Annotated in this window: 20 protein-coding genes and 3 other annotated features; of the genes, 7 read left to right on the top strand and 13 right to left on the bottom strand. The window is 36.9% G+C overall.

Annotation, left to right across the window (positions count from 1 at the left end; translation table 11 throughout):
- Positions 1–479: 479 nt before the first annotated feature.
- From brnQ6 to zapA, 6 genes are all read right to left on the bottom strand, one after another.
- Complete coding sequence (gene brnQ6 / locus VF726_RS07865; RefSeq protein WP_440167201.1) at positions 480–1,805, bottom strand: branched-chain amino acid transport system II carrier protein BrnQ6; 1,326 nt, start codon at positions 1,803–1,805, stop codon at positions 480–482.
- Positions 1,806–1,919: 114 nt separating this feature from the next.
- Positions 1,920–2,170 (bottom strand) — a binding site (T-box leader).
- Positions 2,171–2,278: 108 nt separating this feature from the next.
- Positions 2,279–2,968 (bottom strand): 23S rRNA pseudouridine(2604) synthase RluF, encoded by a 690-nt coding sequence (locus tag VF726_RS07860; RefSeq protein ID WP_440167199.1) that lies wholly within the window; start codon positions 2,966–2,968, stop codon positions 2,279–2,281.
- 195 nt (positions 2,969–3,163) lie between these two features.
- Positions 3,164–5,524, bottom strand: a complete 2,361-nt coding sequence (locus VF726_RS07855; protein WP_087957128.1) for an endonuclease MutS2 — start codon at positions 5,522–5,524, stop codon at positions 3,164–3,166.
- Between the two features lie 19 nt (positions 5,525–5,543).
- Positions 5,544–7,262, bottom strand: coding sequence for a DNA polymerase/3'-5' exonuclease PolX (gene polX, locus VF726_RS07850; RefSeq protein ID WP_440167196.1), 1,719 nt, complete (start codon positions 7,260–7,262; stop codon positions 5,544–5,546).
- Positions 7,263–7,317: 55 nt separating this feature from the next.
- The gene (locus VF726_RS07845; protein WP_440167194.1) at positions 7,318–7,857 is read right to left on the bottom strand and encodes a CvpA family protein; all 540 of its coding nucleotides are present in this window, start codon (positions 7,855–7,857) and stop codon (positions 7,318–7,320) included.
- Position 7,858: 1 nt separating this feature from the next.
- On the bottom strand, positions 7,859–8,128 hold the full coding sequence (gene zapA, locus VF726_RS07840) for a cell division protein ZapA (RefSeq protein ID WP_000082701.1): 270 nt from the start codon (positions 8,126–8,128) through the stop codon (positions 7,859–7,861).
- A 124-nt stretch (positions 8,129–8,252) separates the two neighbouring features.
- Between zapA and rnhC the strand changes: the two genes are divergently transcribed.
- The 3 genes from rnhC (at position 8,253) to VF726_RS07825 (ending at position 9,839) form a co-directional block, all read left to right on the top strand.
- Positions 8,253–9,188: a ribonuclease HIII gene (gene rnhC / locus VF726_RS07835; RefSeq protein ID WP_440167191.1), complete on the top strand. Its 936-nt coding sequence runs from the start codon at positions 8,253–8,255 to the stop codon at positions 9,186–9,188.
- Between the two features lie 116 nt (positions 9,189–9,304).
- Entirely contained in the window at positions 9,305–9,574 is a 270-nt protein-coding gene (locus VF726_RS07830) for a hypothetical protein (protein WP_440167189.1), read from the top strand.
- Positions 9,575–9,587: 13 nt separating this feature from the next.
- On the top strand, positions 9,588–9,839 hold the full coding sequence (locus VF726_RS07825; protein ID WP_440167187.1) for a hypothetical protein: 252 nt from the start codon (positions 9,588–9,590) through the stop codon (positions 9,837–9,839).
- 41 nt (positions 9,840–9,880) lie between these two features.
- On the opposite strand, the gene VF726_RS07820 is transcribed toward VF726_RS07825, so the two are convergent.
- From VF726_RS07820 to VF726_RS07800, 5 genes are all read right to left on the bottom strand, one after another.
- A complete protein-coding gene (locus tag VF726_RS07820; protein WP_000039594.1) occupies positions 9,881–10,015 on the bottom strand; it encodes a YuzL family protein in 135 nt (44 codons plus the stop codon).
- A 92-nt stretch (positions 10,016–10,107) separates the two neighbouring features.
- Positions 10,108–11,499, bottom strand: a complete 1,392-nt coding sequence (gene asnS, locus VF726_RS07815) for an asparagine--tRNA ligase (protein WP_000432171.1) — start codon at positions 11,497–11,499, stop codon at positions 10,108–10,110.
- A gap of 52 nt (positions 11,500–11,551) precedes the next feature.
- Positions 11,552–11,803: a binding site (T-box leader), on the bottom strand.
- A 235-nt stretch (positions 11,804–12,038) separates the two neighbouring features.
- On the bottom strand, positions 12,039–14,459 hold the full coding sequence (gene pheT, locus VF726_RS07810) for a phenylalanine--tRNA ligase subunit beta (protein WP_440167184.1): 2,421 nt from the start codon (positions 14,457–14,459) through the stop codon (positions 12,039–12,041).
- 18 nt (positions 14,460–14,477) lie between these two features.
- Positions 14,478–15,512, bottom strand: coding sequence for a phenylalanine--tRNA ligase subunit alpha (gene pheS / locus VF726_RS07805; protein ID WP_000388217.1), 1,035 nt, complete (start codon positions 15,510–15,512; stop codon positions 14,478–14,480).
- A 43-nt stretch (positions 15,513–15,555) separates the two neighbouring features.
- Positions 15,556–15,784: a binding site (T-box leader), on the bottom strand.
- A gap of 48 nt (positions 15,785–15,832) precedes the next feature.
- Positions 15,833–16,630: a TrmH family RNA methyltransferase gene (locus VF726_RS07800; protein WP_440167181.1), complete on the bottom strand. Its 798-nt coding sequence runs from the start codon at positions 16,628–16,630 to the stop codon at positions 15,833–15,835.
- 82 nt (positions 16,631–16,712) lie between these two features.
- Here VF726_RS07800 and sspI point away from each other — a divergent pair, with 82 nt between their 5' ends.
- The 4 genes from sspI (at position 16,713) to VF726_RS07780 (ending at position 19,432) form a co-directional block, all read left to right on the top strand.
- Positions 16,713–16,922: a small acid-soluble spore protein SspI gene (gene sspI, locus VF726_RS07795; protein WP_000009509.1), complete on the top strand. Its 210-nt coding sequence runs from the start codon at positions 16,713–16,715 to the stop codon at positions 16,920–16,922.
- A gap of 177 nt (positions 16,923–17,099) precedes the next feature.
- Positions 17,100–17,657, top strand: a complete 558-nt coding sequence (locus tag VF726_RS07790) for an HD domain-containing protein (protein ID WP_000554791.1) — start codon at positions 17,100–17,102, stop codon at positions 17,655–17,657.
- 139 nt (positions 17,658–17,796) lie between these two features.
- Positions 17,797–18,510 carry a lysostaphin resistance A-like protein gene (locus VF726_RS07785; protein WP_440167177.1) on the top strand — a complete coding sequence of 238 codons (714 nt, stop codon included), beginning with the start codon at positions 17,797–17,799 and terminating at the stop codon, positions 18,508–18,510.
- A gap of 247 nt (positions 18,511–18,757) precedes the next feature.
- The gene (locus VF726_RS07780; protein ID WP_088059833.1) at positions 18,758–19,432 is read left to right on the top strand and encodes a CPBP family intramembrane glutamic endopeptidase; all 675 of its coding nucleotides are present in this window, start codon (positions 18,758–18,760) and stop codon (positions 19,430–19,432) included.
- Positions 19,433–19,459: 27 nt separating this feature from the next.
- Here the strand turns inward: VF726_RS07780 and VF726_RS07775 are convergent, their stop codons facing one another.
- On the bottom strand, positions 19,460–20,488 hold the full coding sequence (locus VF726_RS07775) for a DUF4179 domain-containing protein (protein ID WP_088113762.1): 1,029 nt from the start codon (positions 20,486–20,488) through the stop codon (positions 19,460–19,462).
- A gap of 21 nt (positions 20,489–20,509) precedes the next feature.
- Entirely contained in the window at positions 20,510–21,052 is a 543-nt protein-coding gene (locus VF726_RS07770) for a sigma-70 family RNA polymerase sigma factor (protein WP_088059837.1), read from the bottom strand.
- Positions 21,053–21,108: the final 56 nt, after the last annotated feature.

The raw sequence follows: 21,108 nt of genomic DNA, 5'->3' as shown, positions 1-21,108 counted from the left end.
TTATCCTTCATCCATACTTTTTTGAAAATGATAATTATTCTCATTTTACAAGAAAAAAATAATAATCCTCTATCACTATTTAATTGTAATTTATTTATGTAATGTAGATATTATTGATTATCATTCTCACTACATGTTAAAAATAATATCCCTCTCTATTCCTTATAAAGAGCGATTCATATTTTCACATAAGTCCCTATCTCTTTCGTTGATTATCATTCTCAATGCAACTCAAAAAAAATAACATTCACCATTCTCGTACTCTATCACCTCTATCTACAAAATGATATCGTTATAGAAAACCTTATACCTTTCACTCCTCACTTTCCTTCCAATATTTCCACAACTAAGTCAATCTTAGCCTAATGCTAATTTTTTTGTCAACTATATTACGTATAAAATTTTTAATATCTAAATTTCCCTATATGCAATTTTTTCTACAAAAAAAGAGGCTTTCTTTCATAGAAAGCCTCTTTTCACTATTTTTCTACAGCAACTTCTTGCTTTTGAAACAAAGAAATGACATATCCAATTACAATACCTACTAGAGCAGGAACTAACCAACCAATCCCTACACTATATAACGGAACTTTATTTAAAATAGGTACTAATGCCGCAATTTGAAGATTCGCATTGTGCAATCCATCAAAGAAACTGATCATGAATGCTCCTACAATACCACCTACATACATTACTAAAGGAAGACGAATATAGTTTTCAACAAGTGATAATACAATCAGCACGATACCAATTGGGTAAATTGCAATTAAAATCGGTAATGCTAATGCATTTAACTGAGTTAATCCAAGATTCGCTACCATAAATGCTAATATACAGAAAATGAAAACGACTTTTTGATAAGAAAGCTTTGGTAGTAAGGAAGAGAAATATTCTCCACAAGCTGCCACAATACCTACAGAAGTTGTTAAACATGCTGCTGAAATTGCGATTCCTAGTAATAGAGTGCCGTAGCTACCAAATAAATGATTTACAACGTTTGTTAAAATAATTCCCCCATTTGCTCCCATTCCAAGAGATACACTAGAAGCTCCCAGGTAAGCAAGCGCTAAATAGACAAGTAGTAAACCGAGCGCTGCAATAAATCCTGCAAAGATTGTTACTTTCGCAATGCTGTTCTTATTTGTAACACCTTTTGCTTTTAAAGCGTTAATAACAACATTCCCGAATACTAGTGCTGCAAGTCCATCTAAAGTTAAATATCCATCAATAAAGCCTTTAAAGAGCGGAGCACTATATGCTTCTGTCGGTGCACCAAATTCTCCAATTGGTGTAATAAGTGCTTTCACTACAATAATTGCAATAACAGCTAATAAAATCGGAGTTAATACTTTACCGATGCGGCCCACTAATTTCGATGGGTTTAAAGCTAAATAGAAAGTTACGGCAAAGAAAATGAATGTAAAGATAACAAGTGGATACGATTGACCAGCTATCTCACTTGGTAAAAACGGTGCAACACTCATTTCATAAGCAACAGTTCCTGTACGTGGAACACTTACGAATACGCCTAAACATAAATAAATTGCAGTGATAAAAACTAATGCGAATATAGGGTGCACACGTCCTGCTAATTCATTAATATCTCCCTTTAGAGCGATAACGATAACTCCTAATAAAGGCAACCCAACACCTGTTACGATAAAACCAAACAACGCAATCCATACATCTGTTCCAGCACCTTGTCCTAACGCTGGCGGGAAAATCATATTACCTGCACCGAAAAATAGTGCAAATAACATTAAACTTATTGCAAACATCTCAGAAAACTTTAAAGATGATTTCATTTCTACTAACCTCCTAAATGTTTTATTAACAAAATATTCTGAATCAAAATCCGTCATATGTCCTCTTTCAAGCATACTTCCCCGTAAAAGAACGCAAAAAACACCCGTCCCTAACAAAGGGACGAGTGTTGAAATCGTGGTTCCACCCTTATTCTAATAAAATGAATTTATAGCAAAATAAGCTCATTTTATAGCTCGTGTAAATTGATAACGGTTTTATCCGCCAAGAATTACAATGCATCATGCAGTTCACTCTTGAAGTTTAGAGGTGGTAAGTTTGTCTTTCCGTATTAGGAAGCTCACAGCCTAGGCTCCCCTCTCTGAGAATCGTCAAAAACAACTCATGTCCTCATCATTACTTTTATAAAATATCTTGTCGAAACTTGTTGTTTTTTATTATATGGGCTATTTTTTAAAAAATCAATAGTTTTATTTTTTCTGACAAAAAAATATAGGGAGAAAATTTTTCCTCCCTATAACTGTCCTATTAATATTTCTAATTCTTTAGCTGTAATATCCCGCCACTTTCCAGATTCCAGTCCATTTATCTCTACATTCATAATACGAACCCGCTTTAACTTTATTACAGTAAACCCGAAAGCGCGGCTCATTCTACGAATTTGTCTGTTCATTCCTTGCGTTAAAACGATCCGAAATGTAGATTGATCCACTCTCGTTACTTTACATGGCTTCGTCATTCCATCTTTAATCTTTACACCGCTAGACATCTCATCAATAAACCAATCTGTAAACGGCTTATCGACAGTGACAACATATTCTTTCTCGTGCTCATGATCACCATGTAAAATTTGATTCGCAATCCCGCCGTCATTCGTTAATAATATTAGTCCTTCCGATGCTTTATCTAATCGCCCAACAGGAAAGATCCGCTCTGGATAATTGATATAATCAATAATATTATCTTCAATATGATCGGCTGCTGTACAAGTAATACCAACTGGTTTATGAAAGGCGATATATACCCTTTCTTTCTCTTCTTTTGCAAGAACCTGTCCATCAATCGTTACAACATCACCATCATTAACAAGTGCACCGTGCGTACATATTTCACCGTTAATAGCCACACGTCCTGCTTTAATGGTGCGGTCTGTTTCACGTCTTGAGCAAGAATTTGCTTCGCTTATGTATTGGTTGATTTTCATAGCTTATTCCTTTTCACATATATTAAAAGCGTCAATCTATGGCAATATCATTATGCCACGATTGACGCTCGTTTACTTCGCAAAAACAACTAAATAAATAACCCCAATCACCAAAAATATTCCGCAACAAGCTAACAATACTTTTGCAAGTTTGTCCATAAACATATAATGGTTTCCCCTTTGTTTCGTTGTTTTCTATTTTAATTCGACAACTGTTACGCCTAGGCCTCCCTCGCCCATGTCACCGTAACGGAAGTTTTTCACACCTCGGTGCTTCTTCAAGTAATCTTGTACACCTTGGCGAAGTGCTCCTGTTCCTTTACCGTGAATGATTGAAACGCGTGGATAGCTTGCAAGCTGGGCATCGTCTAAATATTTCTCGACGCGCACCATTGCATTTTCAAATCTTTCACCACGAAGGTCAAGTTCTAATGAAACGTGGTAGTCTCTACCTTTTACTGTTGCAACTGCTTTTTTCTCTGTTTGCTTCGGCGTATTAATGTATTCCATGTTAGACTCTTTTACTTTCATCTTCAGAATACCGATTTGTACGCTCCACTCTGTATCACTTACTTTTTCAAGTAGTTGACCTTTTTGACCGAATGTTAGTACTTTTACTTCATCACCTGCGCGTAACTGTTGTTTCGGCGCAGTGTTTTTCACGTTTACTTTTTGTTTCTTCACAAGCTCTGGCGCTGCGCCTTCTAGACGGCTCTTCGCTTCAATTAGCTCGTGATCTTTCACGTTTGCAAGCTGTGCCTTACGCAATTGACGAAGTTCTTGAATAATGCCTTCTGCCTCTTTCTTTGCAGCTTCGACTTTTTCTTCCCCTTCTTTTTGCGCTTTTAATAATCGTTCATCACGATCTTCGTTAAATTCAATGATTTGACGTTGTAAATCGCGATGCAATTTTTCAGATTGCTTGCGAAGTGCTTCTGCTTCGTTCCAGTCACGCTCTGCGTTCTTTTGACTTTCTTCTAACTTCGCAATCATATTTTCAATTTTGTTTGTATCTGTACTAATGTGATTACGAGCTTGATCAATCACGCGATCAGATAATCCAAGGCGTTTCGAGATTTCAAAGGCATTACTACGTCCTGGTACACCGATTAATAATTTATACGTTGGGCTTAACGTGTTCACGTCGAACTCAACGCTCGCATTAATTACTTGTTCACGGTTATATCCGTATGCTTTTAATTCTGGGTAATGCGTCGTAGCAACAACGCGAGCACCGCGATTACATACTTCATCTAAAATTGAAATTGCAAGTGCAGCCCCTTCTTGTGGGTCTGTTCCAGCACCTAATTCATCGAATAAAACTAAGCTTTCAAAATCAGCTTTTTCTAAAATATCAACAATGTTCACCATATGTGAGGAGAACGTACTTAAACTTTGTTCAATCGATTGCTCATCACCGATATCAGCAAAGATGTTTTTAAATACACAAATCTCTGACTCATCCATTACTGGAATGTGAAGGCCAGATTGCGCCATTAATACACAAATACCAACTGTTTTCAGCGTAACTGTTTTACCACCTGTATTCGGTCCTGTAATAACAATTGTCGTGAAATCTTTACCTAACATAATGTTATTTGGCACGATAATTTCTGGATCAATAAGCGGATGGCGTGCTTGTCTTAAATCCATGTAACGCTCGTTGTTTACGATTGGTTTCGTTGCTTTAATACGCTTCGCATAGAAAGCTTTCGCAAAGATGAAATCAAGATTTGCAACTACCTCTACGTTTGATAAAACGATATCCGCTTCTACTGCCACTTCTTCTGTTAACATCAATAAGATGCGCTCGATTTCTTGTTTTTCTTTCACACGTGCTTCTTGCAGTGCGTTATTTAATTCTACAATGACTTGCGGTTCAATAAATAACGTTTGTCCAGAAGCAGATTGATCGTGAACAATACCGCCATATACGCCGCGGTATTCTTGTTTTACTGGGATTACGTAACGTTCGTTACGAATCGTTACAATCGAGTCAGACAGCATCTTTTGCGCATTGGAAGAACGCGTCATGTTTTCTAACTTTTCACGAATGCGGCTTTCCGCAGTACGAATTTGAGTACGAATACCACGCAGTTTATCACTTGCGCTATCGACTACTTCACCACCATCACCGATGCAATTTGTAATTTTCTTTTCTAAATCATATAAAGATACAATTTGAGCGACATGCGTTTCTAAAATTGGAAGCTCGACACCATTATCAACCATATCTTCAATGAAACGTTTCATATTACGACTACCATACATCGTATTGGCAATATCAAGTAGTTCATTTGGGCTTAACATACTTCCAATCTTTGCACGCTTCACATTTGAGCGAATATCCGTAATACCACCTAATGGTGCACTACCTTTTAAACGAATGACTTTCGCTGCTTCATCCGTTGTATCTTGCATCTCTACAATTTCTTCAAAATCTGTGCTCGGTACTAAATGCTTCACTTTATCACGACCAAGTGAAGAAGCTGTATGTTCAAGTAATTGTTCTTTTACTTTATTGTATTCTAATACACGCAACGTTCTTTCTAACATGTTGCAGGTCCCCCTTGTGTTACTTATTACGTTTAATATAGTCTAATAAACGTTCAATATCCCACGTATTAATCACGTTATCTTTTTGAATCCAACCTTTACGTGCTGCTGCTACACCTGTTTCCATATCTTCTAACATTTCAAGCGTATGAGCATCCGTATTAATCGCTACTTTTACACCAGCATCTTGTGCTTGTTTTAATAATTTCGCGCTTAAATCTAGACGGTTTGGATTCGCATTTAATTCTAAAACTGTATTTGTTTCTTTTGCGAGTTCAATTAATAAATCTATATCTACATCATAGCCTGCGCGTCGTCCAAGAAGACGTCCTGTCGGATGAGCAATCATCGTGACATGCTTATTCTCTAGCGCAGCACGAAGACGTTTCATAATCGTTTCACGGTCTTGTGAGAAGCTAGAGTGAATCGCTCCGATGACGTAATCTAATTCTGCTAATACTTCATCATCAAAATCAAGCGAGGCATCCGGTAAAATATCCATTTCAATTCCGCGTAAAATTGTAATGTCTGGATACTTTTCATTCATGCGTTCAATTTCTTTCGCTTGCTCGCGAAGGCGCTCTTTCGTTAAACCATTCGCTACTTTTAAATATTGAGAGTGGTCGGTAATTGCCATAAATTTATAACCACGAGCACGACATGCCTGTACCATTTCCTCAATTGAAAAAGCACCGTCACTCCACGTTGTATGCATATGTAAATCACCTTGTATATCAGAGAACTGAATTAAGTTTGGATACTCTTTAATTAATTCAATTTCTTTTCCATCTTCACGCACTTCTGGCGGGATAAACGGCAGTCCGAAATGAGCAAAGAATTCCTCTTCTGTTTCAAATGTCTTCACTTCACCTGTTTCTAAATTTTCTACACCGTACTCACTAATTTTCTCGCCTTTATCTTTTGCGATTTGACGCATTTTTACGTTATGGTCTTTTGATCCTGTGAAATGGTGAAGAGTTGTAATAAATTCTTCTGGTTTTACTAAACGGAAATCAATTGAAATATCATATTCATATTGAAGACGAACAGAAACTTTCGTATCTCCGCTCGCGATTACTTCAATCATATTATCAAATTGCAGTAAATGCTCACGTACTGCTGCTGGTTCTGTCGTTGCAATGATAAAATCTAAATCTTTCACCGTTTCACGAACACGGCGCAAACTACCAGCACGAGAGAAACGAATTACTTCAGCAATATTCGACAATTTCTCCTCTATTTCCCCGGCAATAGGCAATACCATCGCGATTGGTAAACGCTCTGGACGAGACCCTACTTGATCGATTGCTTCTAATATTTTCTCTTCTGTCTTCTTACCGAAACCTGCTAAAGCTTGTACTTTATTTTCCTCACACACCGCTTTTAGCGATTCCATATCAACGACACCAAGTTCTTTATATAACTTAGCTACCTTTTTACCACCAAGGCCTGGCAATTTTAATAACGGCAATAAGCTACTCGGCACTTCTTGTTCAAGCTCTTGTAATACTTCAGATGTTCCCGATTCTATATATTCTTGAATAACTGCTGCTGTTCCTTTTCCAATGCCCGGAATCTTCGTGAAATCTTCAATCTCAGAAAGACTACGATCATCACTTTCTAATGCTGCTGCCGCTTTACGAAATGCAGATATTTTAAATGGATTCGCGCCCTTTAGTTCCATAAACAGGCCGATTGTCTCTAATAATTTAATAACTTGTTTTTTATTTACTTTCATCATTGCCCCGCCTTTCTTTCATAGAAAAAAACTCCTCTTTCCGAAAAAAGAGAAGTTATACTCTGCTACCTGTCTGCCATAGTTCCTTCACCTTTTCAGAGAGAATAGGTGTATCGTCTACAATTATTTTGCTAATTGATGATTGTTGTAATGGTGTTTGTAGTTGTTCAATCGGAAGAATGTTTCCAACGATAATTAAAACAAACAAAATAATATACACTTCTAAAAATCCGAGGATTGCCCCCGCAAACGCATTGACTTGCTTTAAAACCGGTATTTCTGCAAACATATTTAACAAATTACCAAGTAATGAAAGTGCGATTTTTGTAATAATAAACAATATGATAAACGCAAGCGCTTGATAAAATACTGTTTCAATATTATTTGCATCAATCCATTCTGGAACAGATACGTTTTTATCAAATGGATACGGAATAAATTTCGCAAGTGCTGGCGCTAAATCTTTACAGTACCAGTATGCAACAAGGTATGCGATAATAAAGCTTGTTAACTTTACAAGTTGCAGAATAAACCCTCTGCGTAAGCCGAGGAAAAATCCCATAACAAGCAGTAAAATGATAATAATATCAATCATGTTATTCCATTCCTTTTTTTGTCATACTTTCTTTCAATTTCTCATGTTCTTCTTTTAATTTTATGTAATCGTGTATGACGTTTACCGCCGTCAATACCGCTAGTCTACTCGTGTCAAGCGAAGGATTCTTGGCATTGAGTTCGCGCATTTTATCATCCACAATCGCTGCTACCATGCGGATATGACTTGTACTTTCATCGCCAACAACTGAATATTGCTGACCATAGATTTCTACATTAATTCGACTTTTCTTTCCCTTTTGTTGTGACAACTCACCGGCCTCCAATCACGTACAGAATCCTAAAGTTTATCATACCATGAACCTTCATAATATGGAAACAGAAAGAACAATCCGATATGATAAAAATAACAATATAAAAAAAGGGGTGACCATTATGTCAAATTCTATCGTAATTCAAACAAATTCTACAGTAATTGAAGACATGAAACAACAATATAAACATTCGCTTAGCCCAAAAATTCCACAAGGCGGAATCTTCATGGCAAAAGTACCATCTTGCACAATTACAGCGTATAAATCTGGAAAAGTAATGTTCCAAGGTGGACGTGCTGAAGCAGAAGCTGCCCGTTGGCAAACTGTCTCTCAAACACCGAAAACAGCTGTAAAAAGATCTGTTGATTCACACCGTTATGCACCGCCTGCTTCCATCGGTACAATGTCTATCGTAGGGTCAGATGAAGTTGGTACTGGTGATTTCTTCGGACCGATGACAGTAGTTGCTGTATATGTGGATGCGAAGCAAATTCCACTACTAAAAGAACTTGGTGTAAAAGACTCTAAAAACTTAAATGACCATCAAATTACTGCCATTGCGAAACAACTTCTACACGTTGTTCCTTATAGCTCTCTTGTCCTTCATAACGAAAAATATAACGAGCTATTTGATAAAGGAAACAACCAAGGTAAGTTAAAAGCTTTACTACATAATAAAGCTATTACAAACTTATTAGCAAAGATCGCACCTACAAAACCTGAAGGCGTCTTAATCGATCAATTCACACAACCTGATACATACTACAAATATTTAGCAAAACAAAAACAGGTACAGCGTGAAAATGTTTACTTCGCAACGAAAGGTGAAAGCGTTCATTTAGCAGTAGCCGCTGCTTCTATTTTAGCTCGTTACTCATTCGTAAAACAGTTTGACGAGCTAAGCAAAAAAGCTGGTATGCCACTTCCAAAAGGTGCCGGTAAACAAGTCGATATCGCCGCTGCTAAATTAATTCAAAAGCTTGGTAAAGAACGATTACCTGAGTTTGTGAAACTGCATTTCGCTAATACGGAGAAAGCGTTTCGCTTACTAAAATAGTATCGACAAAAACAGGAGCCTACAAACTCCTGTTTTTTGTTTCACTCTACTATTAACCTTATATTTTTGTTAAAATTTAAATATACAGATTATTCTAACGCAGGAGGAGATTCCCATTGCTACTTCTACAAATGATTCTAAATATTTTACTAGGTGATCCACACGAAAGACAGTTTGAAATTAGAGAAAACATTCAGCTACTAAGTGAACAACCAGCATTCAACGATTTAATAGAGCGTTACGGCCGGTCTTTCTTATTAAACTTTCGGATTCGAAGATTTATCGGGAAACACGATGCCCGGTTGTTAATACATAATCCAGTAAAACTACAACACTTCTGTGAGGAACTTGAGTTTATGATTAGAAGAAAAAGATTGTTTACATAAGGAGGGAATTCATATGAACGCTGTAAAAATTAAAAAGTTATTATATGTTTTCGTACACCTCGTGGGCCCACTTTCTTACCTCACTATTTCTATCATTTGGGGAGCTTTTTTCACTACTAAATCCACATTCGAAAATATATCTGATAGTCTTGGTGTGATGGCCATCTATTACGTGTTCATGAGCTTACTGTGGTTTTTCTATTTAGATCGATTAGACAAAGATGTAGATACCATTACAAAAGAGATTCATGATAACAAGATATAATACACAAAAAGGGAGAGCCACCAAGACTCTCCCTTTTTATGTTAGCTTCGTTTCTGCTTCTTATTTGATGAAGATACTTTATGAGAACCCGTTTCATGTGTCGTCGTTCCTTGTCCTTCTACTTCTGGAGAACCAAGGCTTGATCTTGAATGATCTTTTTTCACTTTTTTACTCATTTATATTCACCCCTTCGCGTTACTTTTTGCTATGGGGCAATAAACTATGCAAAATAAAAAGCGAGAGGAAAGCCTCTCGCTTTTTTCACATTTTAGAATTCAGAAGAACCTGGAGTTCTTGGGAATGGAATTACGTCACGGATGTTAGCCATACCAGTGATGTACATTAGGAAGCGCTCGAAACCTAGACCGAATCCAGCGTGTTTTGTACCGCCGTATTTTCTAAGTTCTAAGTACCACCAGTAGTCCTCTTCGTTCATACCTAATTCTTTAATTCTGTCTACTAAAACGTCCATTCTTTCTTCACGTTGGCTTCCGCCGATTAATTCGCCGATGCCAGGAACTAGAAGGTCAGTAGCAGCTACTGTTTTTCCATCTTCATTCATACGCATGTAGAACGCTTTAATGTCTTTTGGATAGTCTGTTACGAATACAGGGCGTTTGAAGATTTCTTCTGATAAGTATCTTTCGTGCTCTGTTTGTAAGTCAATACCCCATTCTACTGGGTATTTGAAGTCAGCACCTGACTCTTGAAGCACTTTAATTGCTTCTGTATATGTGATACGACCGAAGTCCGAGTTGATTACGTTGTTCATGCGCTCTAGAACTGTTTTATCAACGAAGCTGTTGAAGAATTCCATTTCTTCTGGTGCATGCTCTAGTACGTATTTCATTGCATATTTCAGCATATCTTCTGTAAGATCCATTACATCGCCTAATTCAGCGAATGCAATCTCAGGCTCAACCATCCAGAACTCAGCAGCGTGGCGAGTTGTGTTTGAGTTTTCTGCACGGAATGTAGGTCCGAATGTGTATACGTCACGGAATGCTAATGCATAAGCTTCAGCGTTCAGCTGTCCACTTACTGTTAAGTTTGTTTCTTTGCCGAAGAAGTCTTTTGATTCATCAACTTGTCCGTCTTCGCCTTTTGGTACGTTGTTTAAATCTTGCGTTGTTACGCGGAACATTTCGCCTGCACCTTCTGTATCACTACCAGTGATGATTGGTGTGTGAACATGTACGAATCCACGCTCTTGGAAGAACTGGTGAATCGCAAATGCTGCAACAGAACGTACACGGAACGTTGCAGAGAATGCATTCGTTCTTGGACGTAAGTGAGCGATTGTACGTAAGTATTCAAACGTGTGACGTTTCTTTTGAAGTGGGTAATCAGAATCTGATAAGCCCTCGATATCAATTTTTTCTGCTTTAATTTCAAATGGTTGCTTCGCTCCAGGCGTTGCAATTACTTTACCTTCTACTTTAACTGAAGAGCTAAGCGGAAGTTTTGCAATTTCTTTGAAGTTTTCTAACTCTGTATCGAAAACGATTTGAACGCTTTTGAAGAAGCTACCGTCGTTTAATTCGATGAAACCAAATGCTTTTGAATCACGTAAGTTACGAATCCACCCTGATACTTGTACTGTTTGACCTGCGTATTTATCTGTATCTCTATACAGACTTTTTACTAATGTGTTTTCCATAGTGAAATTCTCCTTTGCTGATATATTTAAATACAAAAAAACCTTTCATCCATAAAGGGACGAAAGGTTAAACTTCGCGGTACCACCCAATTTGTCATAAAGACCAACTTTAACTCGTATGTAATACATACTTCCCGGTTTGTAACAGGCCGGATTCCCGTCTAAGTCTACTCTTGAATACAAGATTCAATTTCGGTTAGCAACTCCAAGGTGTTCTTCACATATACCGCCTCATCAGGCTCTCACCGTCCCTGACTCGCTTTGGATTATAGTATATACTACTTTTCCTTATCATCGTCTTTCATTTTGTTAAACTAAAATTAATGTACTACATTCGAGAGAAAGATGCAAGACGCCAAAACATATATCGGCGATTTTTAAAATATATCAACCGTAACTCCAAATATATCAGCGATTTTCATAATATATCAACCGTAACTTTAAATATATCGGCGGTTCGACATAGAATATCGACCTACCGACACTTTTCGACAATCGTGCCATAAAAAAATTGCCGGAATAAATCCGGCAATTTCTTATTACTTACGTAACTCCGCACCAAATTTCTCTTCTACCGTTGTTAATACACGGTTGTGTGCTTCTGTTACTTCTTCGTCTGTTAACGTACGTTCTGCATCGAAGTAAGTCATAGAGAATGCAAGTGATTTCTTGCCTTCTTCCATTTTTTCACCTTCGTATAAGTCAAATAGTGTTACGTCTTTCAGAAGTTCTCCACCAGCTTCAGCAATAACTTGCTTCATTTCGCCAGCTTTTGTTTCTTTCGTTACGACAACAGCCATGTCACGTGTCATAGATGGGAAACGTGGAATTGCTGCGTAGTAAGTTTCTTCAGCGTCTGCACCGAATACTTTTACAAGAGATAGTTCGAATACGAATGTATTTTTCACATCTAATTGTTTTTCTGCTTCTGGGTGCAATTGACCGATGAAACCAATTACTTCGCCATCTAATACGATGTCAGCTGTACGACCTGGGTGCATACCTTCACGTTTTGCTGGTGCATATGTGATTTGGTTTGAAACGCCAAGTACGTCGAATAGTCCTTCTAGTACACCTTTCACAACGAAGAAGTCTACTACTTTTTTCTCACCTTGCCATGCATGGTGAAGAGCAAGACCTGTCATAACACCTGCAAGATGTTGTTCTTCTTTCGGAAGTTCTCCTGCTTCTGTCGGTAAGAAGATAGAGCCTACTTCGTATAAAGCAACGCTGTCGTTTTTACGTGCAACGTTGTATGAAACTGCTTCTAACAATTGTGGCACTAGGCTTAAACGAAGTTGGCTGCGCTCTTCACTCATTGGAAGTGCAAGATTTACAGGCGCCTTTTCGTTTGGCTCAACCATATATTGTTTCGCTTTGTCAGCACTTGTTAACGAATACGTGATTGCTTCATATAAACCAGCACCTTCTAAGAAGCGGCGTACTTTACGACGTTTCGTTTGTGCTGATGTTAATTTACCACGAGTCATTGTTCCAGAAGGTAATGTAACTGGAATGTGGTCATAACCGTATAGACGGCCTACTTCTTCTACTAAGTCTTCTGAAATTGTAATATCAGGACGACGTGCTGGTACATTCACATGGAATGTTCCTTCTACTTCTGTGAATGGGAACTTCAAGTTTGTGAACATTGTACCCATTTCACTTGCAGAAATATTTGTACCTAATACACGGTTTACTTTTTCAGCAGTAACAGATACTGTACGCTCTTGTACTTGTAAGTTATCAGCTTCTACTACACCTTCAAGTGCTTCTCCGCCAGCGTATTTCGCCATTAAAGCAGCTGCGTGTTGAATTGCTTCAAACGTACGCGTTGGATCGATTCCTTTTTCGAAACGTGCACTTGATTCACTGCGAAGACCTAAGTCTTTTGATGTACGGCGCACGGTTTGACCTGCAAAGTATGCAGATTCAATTAGAACGTTTACTGTCTCATTTGTAACTTCAGAATCTGCTCCGCCCATTACACCAGCAACAGCTAAAGCTTTTGTTCCGTTTGTAATTACAAGATGGTGATCTTGTAACGTACGCTCTTGATCATCTAACGTTTCAATTTTTTCGCCTTCTTTTGCAAGACGAACAACGATTTCTTTTGAACCTAATTTATCGTAATCGAATGCGTGTAACGGTTGACCGTATTCCATTAAAATGTAGTTTGTAATATCAACTACATTGCTAATTGGACGAATGCCAGCTGCCATAAGGCGCGTTTGCATCCACATTGGTGATGGACCAATTTTTACGTTTTTAACCATTTTTGCAATATATAATGGATTTTCTTCTTTCGCTTCTACACTTACAGAAATGTAATCAGCAGTTTTTTCTGCTGTTTCTTGTAAGTCGATAGCTGGAAGTTTTACTTCGCGGCCGTAAATAGCAGCTACTTCATACGCAACACCTAACATGTTTAAACAATCTGCACGGTTTGGTGTTAAACCAAGCTCAAGTACCTCATCATGTAAGTTTAAAATTTCAAGTGCATCTGCACCAACTTCAGCGTCACTTGGGAAGATGAAGATACCATCTGCGTAGTCTTTCGAAACTAATTTCCCATCAATACCAAGCTCTTGAAGAGCACAAACCATACCGTGAGATGCTTCACCACGTAGTTTTGCTTTTTTAATTTTGAAGTTGCCAGGAAGTACAGCTCCAACTTTTGCAACTGGTACTTTTAAACCTTTTGCAATGTTAGCAGCACCACAAATAATTTGAACTGGTTCTTCTTCACCGATATCGATTAAGCATTTGCTTAATTTATCAGCTTCTGGGTGTTTTTCACATTCTAATACGTGACCAACCACAACACCTTTTACACCTTTATTTAATACTTCAACACCTTCTACTTCAATACCACTTTTCGTGATTTTGTCTGCTAGTTCTTGTGCTGTTACATCTTTAATATCTACATACTCTTGTAACCAACGATATGATACGAACATACTTATCCTCTCCTTCCCTTACGCTCGTTTGAATTGTTGTAAGAAACGTACATCATTTGTATAGAAATGACGAATGTCATCTACGCCGTATTTCAACATTGCGATACGCTCTGCGCCCATACCGAATGCGAAACCTTGATATTCTTTTGAATCATAACCGGCCATTTCAAGTACGTTCGGGTGAACCATACCTGCGCCTAAAATTTCAATCCAGCCAGTTCCTTTACAAGTGCCGCAACCTTTGCCGTGACACATCATACAAGAAATATCCATCTCTACAGATGGCTCTGTGAATGGGAAGAAACTTGGACGAAGACGGATTTCACGATCTTCACCGAACATCTTTTTCACGAATACTTGCAATGTACCTTTTAAGTCACTCATGCGAATGTTTTTATCAATTACAAGACCTTCAATTTGCATGAACTGGTGTGAATGCGTCGCATCATCGTCATCGCGGCGATACACTTTACCAGGACAAATAATTTTAATTGGGCCTTTTTCTTTATTATTTTCCATTGTACGTGCTTGCACAGAAGATGTATGTGTACGTAGTAACGTCTCTTCTGTAATGTAGAATGTATCTTGCATATCACGCGCTGGGTGATCTTTCGGTAAGTTTAATGCTTCGAAGTTGTAGTAGTCTTTTTCTACTTCTGTTCCTTCAGCTACTTCATACCCCATACCGATGAATACATCTTCAATTTGTTCCACAACAGCTGTTAACGGATGGTGACAACCTGTTTCAACAGGACGACCTGGCAGTGTAACATCAATTGTTTCGGTAGCTAACTTCGCTTCAATTACTGCTTTTTCTAAGTTACCAATTTTGTCGTCTAAACGTGTTTGAATCGCTTCACGTACTTCATTTACTAATGCTCCCATACGCGGACGCTCTTCTGCTGATAATTTTCCCATGCCGCGTAAGACTTCTGTAATTGGACCTTTTTTCCCTAAATACGCTACGCGTACGTCGTTTAAACCCTTTAGCTCTTTCGCTTCTTCAATAAGCTCTAACGCTTTTTGCTTTAGCTCTTTTAAACGTGCTTCCATTTGGAACCCTCCTAATTTTAAAAATAAAAAAACCTCGCTCCCAAAAAGGGACGAGGTAAATTCGCGGTACCACCCTAAATTGACAGAACATGTCTGCCCACTCATTAGTTATAACGATCAATTCTGACCGGAACGCCTTTACATATACATGGTCCTGGCGTCAACTCCAGAGGTGAATTCACTTCCGTCTACCATAAGAATGCTTTCAGTCTAAGGCATTCTCTCCCTATATGGCGATTTTGTAAGTTACTCTTCTCTATCAACGTTTTTCGTTATTTAACTTTTAATATAATATACTTCAACTTATTATAAGAAGTTTTTTATTTGTTCGCAACTGGGCTTTGCAAATAATACGTTAAAATCCCTGCTGCAACCGCAACATTTAATGATTCTGCCCCGCCGTAAATCGGAATATACAAGTTTTGATCCGTTTTTGCAAGAATTTCTTGGCTTACGCCGTTTCCTTCATTTCCTACAATTAATGCAAAACTACCAGCTGGTGTTACTTCACCATACGGAACTCCATTTTCAAGTGCTGTTCCATATACAGGAACGTTATGTTCTTTTAGCTTGTCTACCCATTCCTCTAAGTTACCTTTTACAACTGGTAAATGGAAAATAGAACCTTGTGTAGAGCGAAGTACTTTACTATTATATGCATCAACGCATCCTTCTCCAAGCACAACGGCATGAATACCAGCTGCATCAGCTGTACGAATAATTGTCCCTAAGTTACCTGGGTCTTGAAGGCCGTCTAATAAAAGAAACTTCCCATCTGCAAGAGCTACTTCACTCTCGTGTTTCTCACAAACAGCAAATACACCTTGCGTCGTTTCTGTTTCACGAAGTACTTTTACGATTGCTTCAGGTACGATATACATTTCCACATCATTAACTGTCCAATCTTTCGGAAGGTCTGTCTGATCTGAAACGATAAGTTCTGTTACAACTCCTGCTTTTAAAGCTTCCTCGACTAAGTGGAATCCTTCTACAAAAAATAAACCTTTTTTATCGCGCTCTTTTTTCGTCTGCAGCTTTTTCCACTGCTTCACACGCGGATTTTGTACTGAATCAATGTTTTTCATAATATGTATTTCCCTCTCTTCTTGTCTTATCATTATAGCCTATTTTTCATACATATTTACATAAAAAAGAACAAAAACTAACGTCAGTTTCAATTCTGAAGAAGAGGTGAAAATAATGAGTTTTAATTTACGTGGCGCTGTATTAGCAAATGTATCTGGAAATTCACAAGACCAATTACAAGAAACGATTGTCGATGCAATTCAAAGCGGTGAAGAAAAAATGCTTCCAGGTCTTGGTGTTTTATTCGAAGTCATTTGGAAAAACGCTGATGAAAATGAAAAGCACGAAATGTTAGAAACGCTAGAGCAAGGATTAAAAAAATAAGCAATTTGAAAATCACCTTCGCATAAGCCAAGGTGATTTTTTTACGAAAAAAATTTTCCCTTCTCCTAAACATTTCTACTTTACTAACGCTACCCGGATGGAGTACAATGTTCAAAATACATTTAAACCGATCGATTTTCTTATAGACACCATTAGATAAAAAGGAGTGAATGTTTTATGCATCGTATTACGCTTGAACAAATTTTTAAACACCATATTACACAAAAATACGTAAATCGTTCTGGGATGGTCCACGCGATTGCTGTCGCTTACCATGCGTTTCACTTAGCTAAAAAGCATCACGCCTCAGTCGATGCTGCAACAAAAGCCGGTTTCCTTCATGATATCGGACATCATACGTGGTACACAGGCGGCGAATGGGACTATGACTTGTATAAAAAGAATGATATCCATGCAATTAAAGGAGCAGAAAGAGCTCATAAATTGCTTATTAGATTAGGAGAACATCCGAAACTAGCAAAAGAAATTTCTATCGCGATTCTTCTTCATACAGATTCTTTCTTAGTACAGCAAGAAATTGAAAGAACATCTCTTCAAAACATTATTAAATGGGCGGATGAAGCAGATGAAGAACCAGGTGGAGCGCACCATTATCGAACGATTTCTTATGAAAAAGCGCTAAAGGCAATCCAACAGTTAGATCGATTAGTAGAGCGTGAATTGCAAATAGAGCAATCGAAATCGAACAACAAGGCAGAACATAGTTATCAATGAGAAAGAGGCATCACTATAGAGTGATACCTCTTTTATTATTTTATGGAAAATACACCTTTATATGTAATATTTAAATGTTACATATAAAAATAAAATACTTTATAATTAAATATATAAATATAAAGAGGTGATTTTACAAATGCAACCCGCTACACAACTTTCTAATGAACAGAAATACTCTATGTCATGGGGACAATTTATTAGCTCCGTTTTATTCGCTTTTTTCGGAACTGGACTTATTACTGTGTTCCTCGCAATGCCCTTAACAATTTATACAGCAGGTCTTACAGATAAAAAACAAATCGCCCTGTATGAATCTATTGCTAATACTGCAAGTATCGTATTACAACTAGCCGTGTTGTTATTCTTCATTTTTAAATTCGAACCCGCAAAAAAATTACTACTAAAATCATTTAACTTTACAGCACTTAAAGAATGGCGTACATACGTATACTTACTTCTTTTCTTCGCTATAAACATTTTACTCAATTACATCTTGTTAAATTATATGTTCCAAGACGCAACAAAGCAGCAATCTTCCGCATTAAACTTAGATGTTTTTAAGCAATATCAAATATTATTACTTCTCGGTTTCGCTATACTTACACCAATTTTTGAAGAGCTTATTTTCCGTGGCTTTATACTTCGCTTCTTCTCAGAGCGCTTTCCATTTTGGATTGCAGCCATCATAACAAGTTTCTTCTTCGGTATCGCTCATACATACTCACTTGGAGTCATGGTAATTACTTTCTTCATGGGATTATTAATGGCTATTTTATGTAAAAAAACAAAATCCATTATTCCAGCTATGTTATTTCATATTATGAATAATATGTTGGCATTCTTGAGTTAAAAAGAGGTATCATCGCGATACCTTTTTTCACTCTTTTATCACAACTTCAAACTCTTCCATTTGCACAAAACATCAATGTAAAATCATTACTGTCTGTAAATATTAGCTTCAAAATATCATTTTTACTACACTGATGACTTTTTTGTATAAATATTCTATAATCTTTATATATAACTATAAAATAAGCAAGGATAGGTGATTCACTATTATACAAGCCACGCAACTAACTTACCCACAAAAACACCCTATGTCACTCTCACAATTTCTATTTTCACTCGTTTTTGCGATTTGGGGAACAGGATTTCTAGCCGATCTCTTTATAGGTCTTCCTACCGTTATTTATACAGAAGGTTTAACCGATCCAAAACAAATTGCTTTAACAAAATCACTTACTACTTTTGGGAGGCATTTATTTGTATTGTGCATTTTATTAATTTTAATTTATGCATATAAGCCATTAAGAAATTTAATTGTCCCAACACTAAACTTTACAGCATTAAAAAAAGTAAGCACATACATCTATATCATTCTTTTTTATGGACTACATATCATTAACGATATATTTATAATTAATAATATTTTTCCTGATGCGGTAAAAGAGCAGTCATCCGCTTTAGACCTAGAAATGTTAAAACAATACAAACTATTATTGCTAATAGGTGGCGCTATACTTGTACCTATTTTTGAAGAACTTATAGTCCGCGGTATTATTCTTCACTTCCTCCAACAGCGCTTCCCATTTTGGATTGCAGCGTTTGGGTCTAGCTTCCTCTTCGGAATAGGTCATATATACTCAACTGGTGTGATGTTTAGTATGTTCATCATGGGTCTATTTATGGCCATTTTATGTAAAAAAACAAAATCCATTATTCCAGCTATATTACTTCATATTATAAATAATATGTTAGCCTTTTTAGGATAAAGAGAGGTATCATCACGATACCTCTCTTTACTCTTTTATAACAACTTCAAACTCTTCTTCCTTTAGCACTTTTCGATAATCCGTTTTCTTTTCTCCTTCTTCACCAGAAGTTAGGACAGGTGTCAGTATAATTTTCGTTACATTATCCTCTAGTTTTTCAAACCGCCAATAACTATTTTTCGATAGTGTATGTCCTGAAACCGGTTTTAGCTCTTTCCCATCTTGATCTTTTCCGATAAATGTTACATCTAACTTTGTTCCGTTCAACATCTTATAGTTCAACTTCGCGGATATAGGAGAAACTTTTAAATCTTCCACTTCTATTTTTTGACCATTTTCTAATTTAAAATGTTTATGGATTGGGATTGTTTTCGTTTCTGCTTTTAATTTGTCTCCAGATGCTTTAAAAGAAAAGCCCCATTCTCCTTTTATTGATTTTTTACCTTTTAACGGCATAAGTCTTCTATATACAATTTGTATATCTAGTTCCCCATCCAATTCCATTGGATTCATTTGTGAATCTTTCAAATTTGTAGTAGTAAAAAATGTGTATGTATAATCATTTACTTTTTGTTTACCTCCACCACCACTACCATTTAACTCTTTTCCATTTATATAAACATCTGGGTGCGGTAAAAAAATCCCCCCTAGATTAACACTGTTAGATTTAAACGTACTATTAACAATAATCTGCCCTTCATCTATCATCACTTCATCTAACCGTACTTCTACACCGTTATCATAAACTGTTTGTCCTATTGTCGTTTTATATTCTTTTAAAGGTTCCCCTCTACTGTTTACGTAGTCTTCCATTTTACTTCCGATTAACGGTATATCCGCAATCATCCTTCTCATATCTACAGTCATCATCATAATAAATAATGCCGCAGCCGATGTTACAATCGCTACATTCCGTTTCGTATGAGCTTTGTTCTTGTTTATTTTTTTACGAACTCGCTTTTTTATTTTCTGTTTCTCTATATGAGTTAAGTTAACCTCTTCATATTCATTCTCATCCATTTTTATATCATTTAACATTTCATATGGATCTTTCATTTTCTTCACCTCTTTTCTTATTTATTTCATCCGGTTATGTAAAAATAATGACCTTAACTTCTTTCGCCCTCTCGATAGACGATTGTATATAAAAGAAGTTTTCACTCCCATTTTCTCTGCAATATTTTCTACACTATCTTCTTCCACGTAATGCTTCATAAAAATTTCTTTATCGTTCTTCTTTAAATGGTCCAATATATGTTCCATATCATTACTAATTTCATTTTTAGTCGTATCGGTATGCATCGCTATTTCACCTATTTGATCTAACCCTTTTTCATTTACTATTTTCGCATATTTCCTTGCATAATCGATAGATTTGTATTTTGTAATAGCCGCGATCCAATTTTTTAAAGTATTTTTCTCTTCATCATACTTTTCAATATGATTCCAAATCGCTAATAACACATCATCCATACATTCCTCTTGTACATCTTGAAACGAAGCTAAATGCTTCTGAATAATACTTTTTATAAGTCCACCGTACTGGTCGATAATAAAGTATAATGCTTTTTCATTCCTTTTCCTTAGCTGCATTGCAACGTTCTCTTCTGTAATTTTCATATGCACCCTCCTCTCTAACGTTCTCTATATCTATTAATTCGTATCATTACTTCTCA

It is taken from the genome of Bacillus sp. Brlt_9 (assembly GCF_051948935.1).
GTDB lineage: Bacteria > Bacillota > Bacilli > Bacillales > Bacillaceae_G > Bacillus_A.
This window is presented reverse-complemented; position numbering and strand designations above follow the sequence as displayed.

Bases quoted from the DNA above. Each gene is read 5' to 3' on its own strand.
- brnQ6 (WP_440167201.1), bottom strand. From the start codon at position 1,805: ATGAAATCATCTTTAAAGTTTTCTGAGATGTTTGCAATAAGTTTAATG.
- VF726_RS07860 (WP_440167199.1), bottom strand. From the start codon at position 2,968: ATGAAAATCAACCAATACATAAGCGAAGCAAATTCTTGCTCAAGACGT.
- VF726_RS07855 (WP_087957128.1), bottom strand. From the start codon at position 5,524: ATGTTAGAAAGAACGTTGCGTGTATTAGAATACAATAAAGTAAAAGAA.
- polX (WP_440167196.1), bottom strand. From the start codon at position 7,262: ATGAAAGTAAATAAAAAACAAGTTATTAAATTATTAGAGACAATCGGC.
- VF726_RS07845 (WP_440167194.1), bottom strand. From the start codon at position 7,857: ATGATTGATATTATTATCATTTTACTGCTTGTTATGGGATTTTTCCTC.
- rnhC (WP_440167191.1), top strand. From the start codon at position 8,253: ATGTCAAATTCTATCGTAATTCAAACAAATTCTACAGTAATTGAAGAC.
- VF726_RS07825 (WP_440167187.1), top strand. From the start codon at position 9,588: ATGAACGCTGTAAAAATTAAAAAGTTATTATATGTTTTCGTACACCTC.
- VF726_RS07820 (WP_000039594.1), bottom strand. From the start codon at position 10,015: ATGAGTAAAAAAGTGAAAAAAGATCATTCAAGATCAAGCCTTGGTTCT.
- asnS (WP_000432171.1), bottom strand. From the start codon at position 11,499: ATGGAAAACACATTAGTAAAAAGTCTGTATAGAGATACAGATAAATAC.
- pheT (WP_440167184.1), bottom strand. From the start codon at position 14,459: ATGTTCGTATCATATCGTTGGTTACAAGAGTATGTAGATATTAAAGAT.
- pheS (WP_000388217.1), bottom strand. From the start codon at position 15,512: ATGGAAGCACGTTTAAAAGAGCTAAAGCAAAAAGCGTTAGAGCTTATT.
- VF726_RS07800 (WP_440167181.1), bottom strand. From the start codon at position 16,630: ATGATAAGACAAGAAGAGAGGGAAATACATATTATGAAAAACATTGAT.
- sspI (WP_000009509.1), top strand. From the start codon at position 16,713: ATGAGTTTTAATTTACGTGGCGCTGTATTAGCAAATGTATCTGGAAAT.
- VF726_RS07790 (WP_000554791.1), top strand. From the start codon at position 17,100: ATGCATCGTATTACGCTTGAACAAATTTTTAAACACCATATTACACAA.
- VF726_RS07785 (WP_440167177.1), top strand. From the start codon at position 17,797: ATGCAACCCGCTACACAACTTTCTAATGAACAGAAATACTCTATGTCA.
- VF726_RS07780 (WP_088059833.1), top strand. From the start codon at position 18,758: ATGTCACTCTCACAATTTCTATTTTCACTCGTTTTTGCGATTTGGGGA.
- VF726_RS07775 (WP_088113762.1), bottom strand. From the start codon at position 20,488: ATGAAAGATCCATATGAAATGTTAAATGATATAAAAATGGATGAGAAT.
- VF726_RS07770 (WP_088059837.1), bottom strand. From the start codon at position 21,052: ATGAAAATTACAGAAGAGAACGTTGCAATGCAGCTAAGGAAAAGGAAT.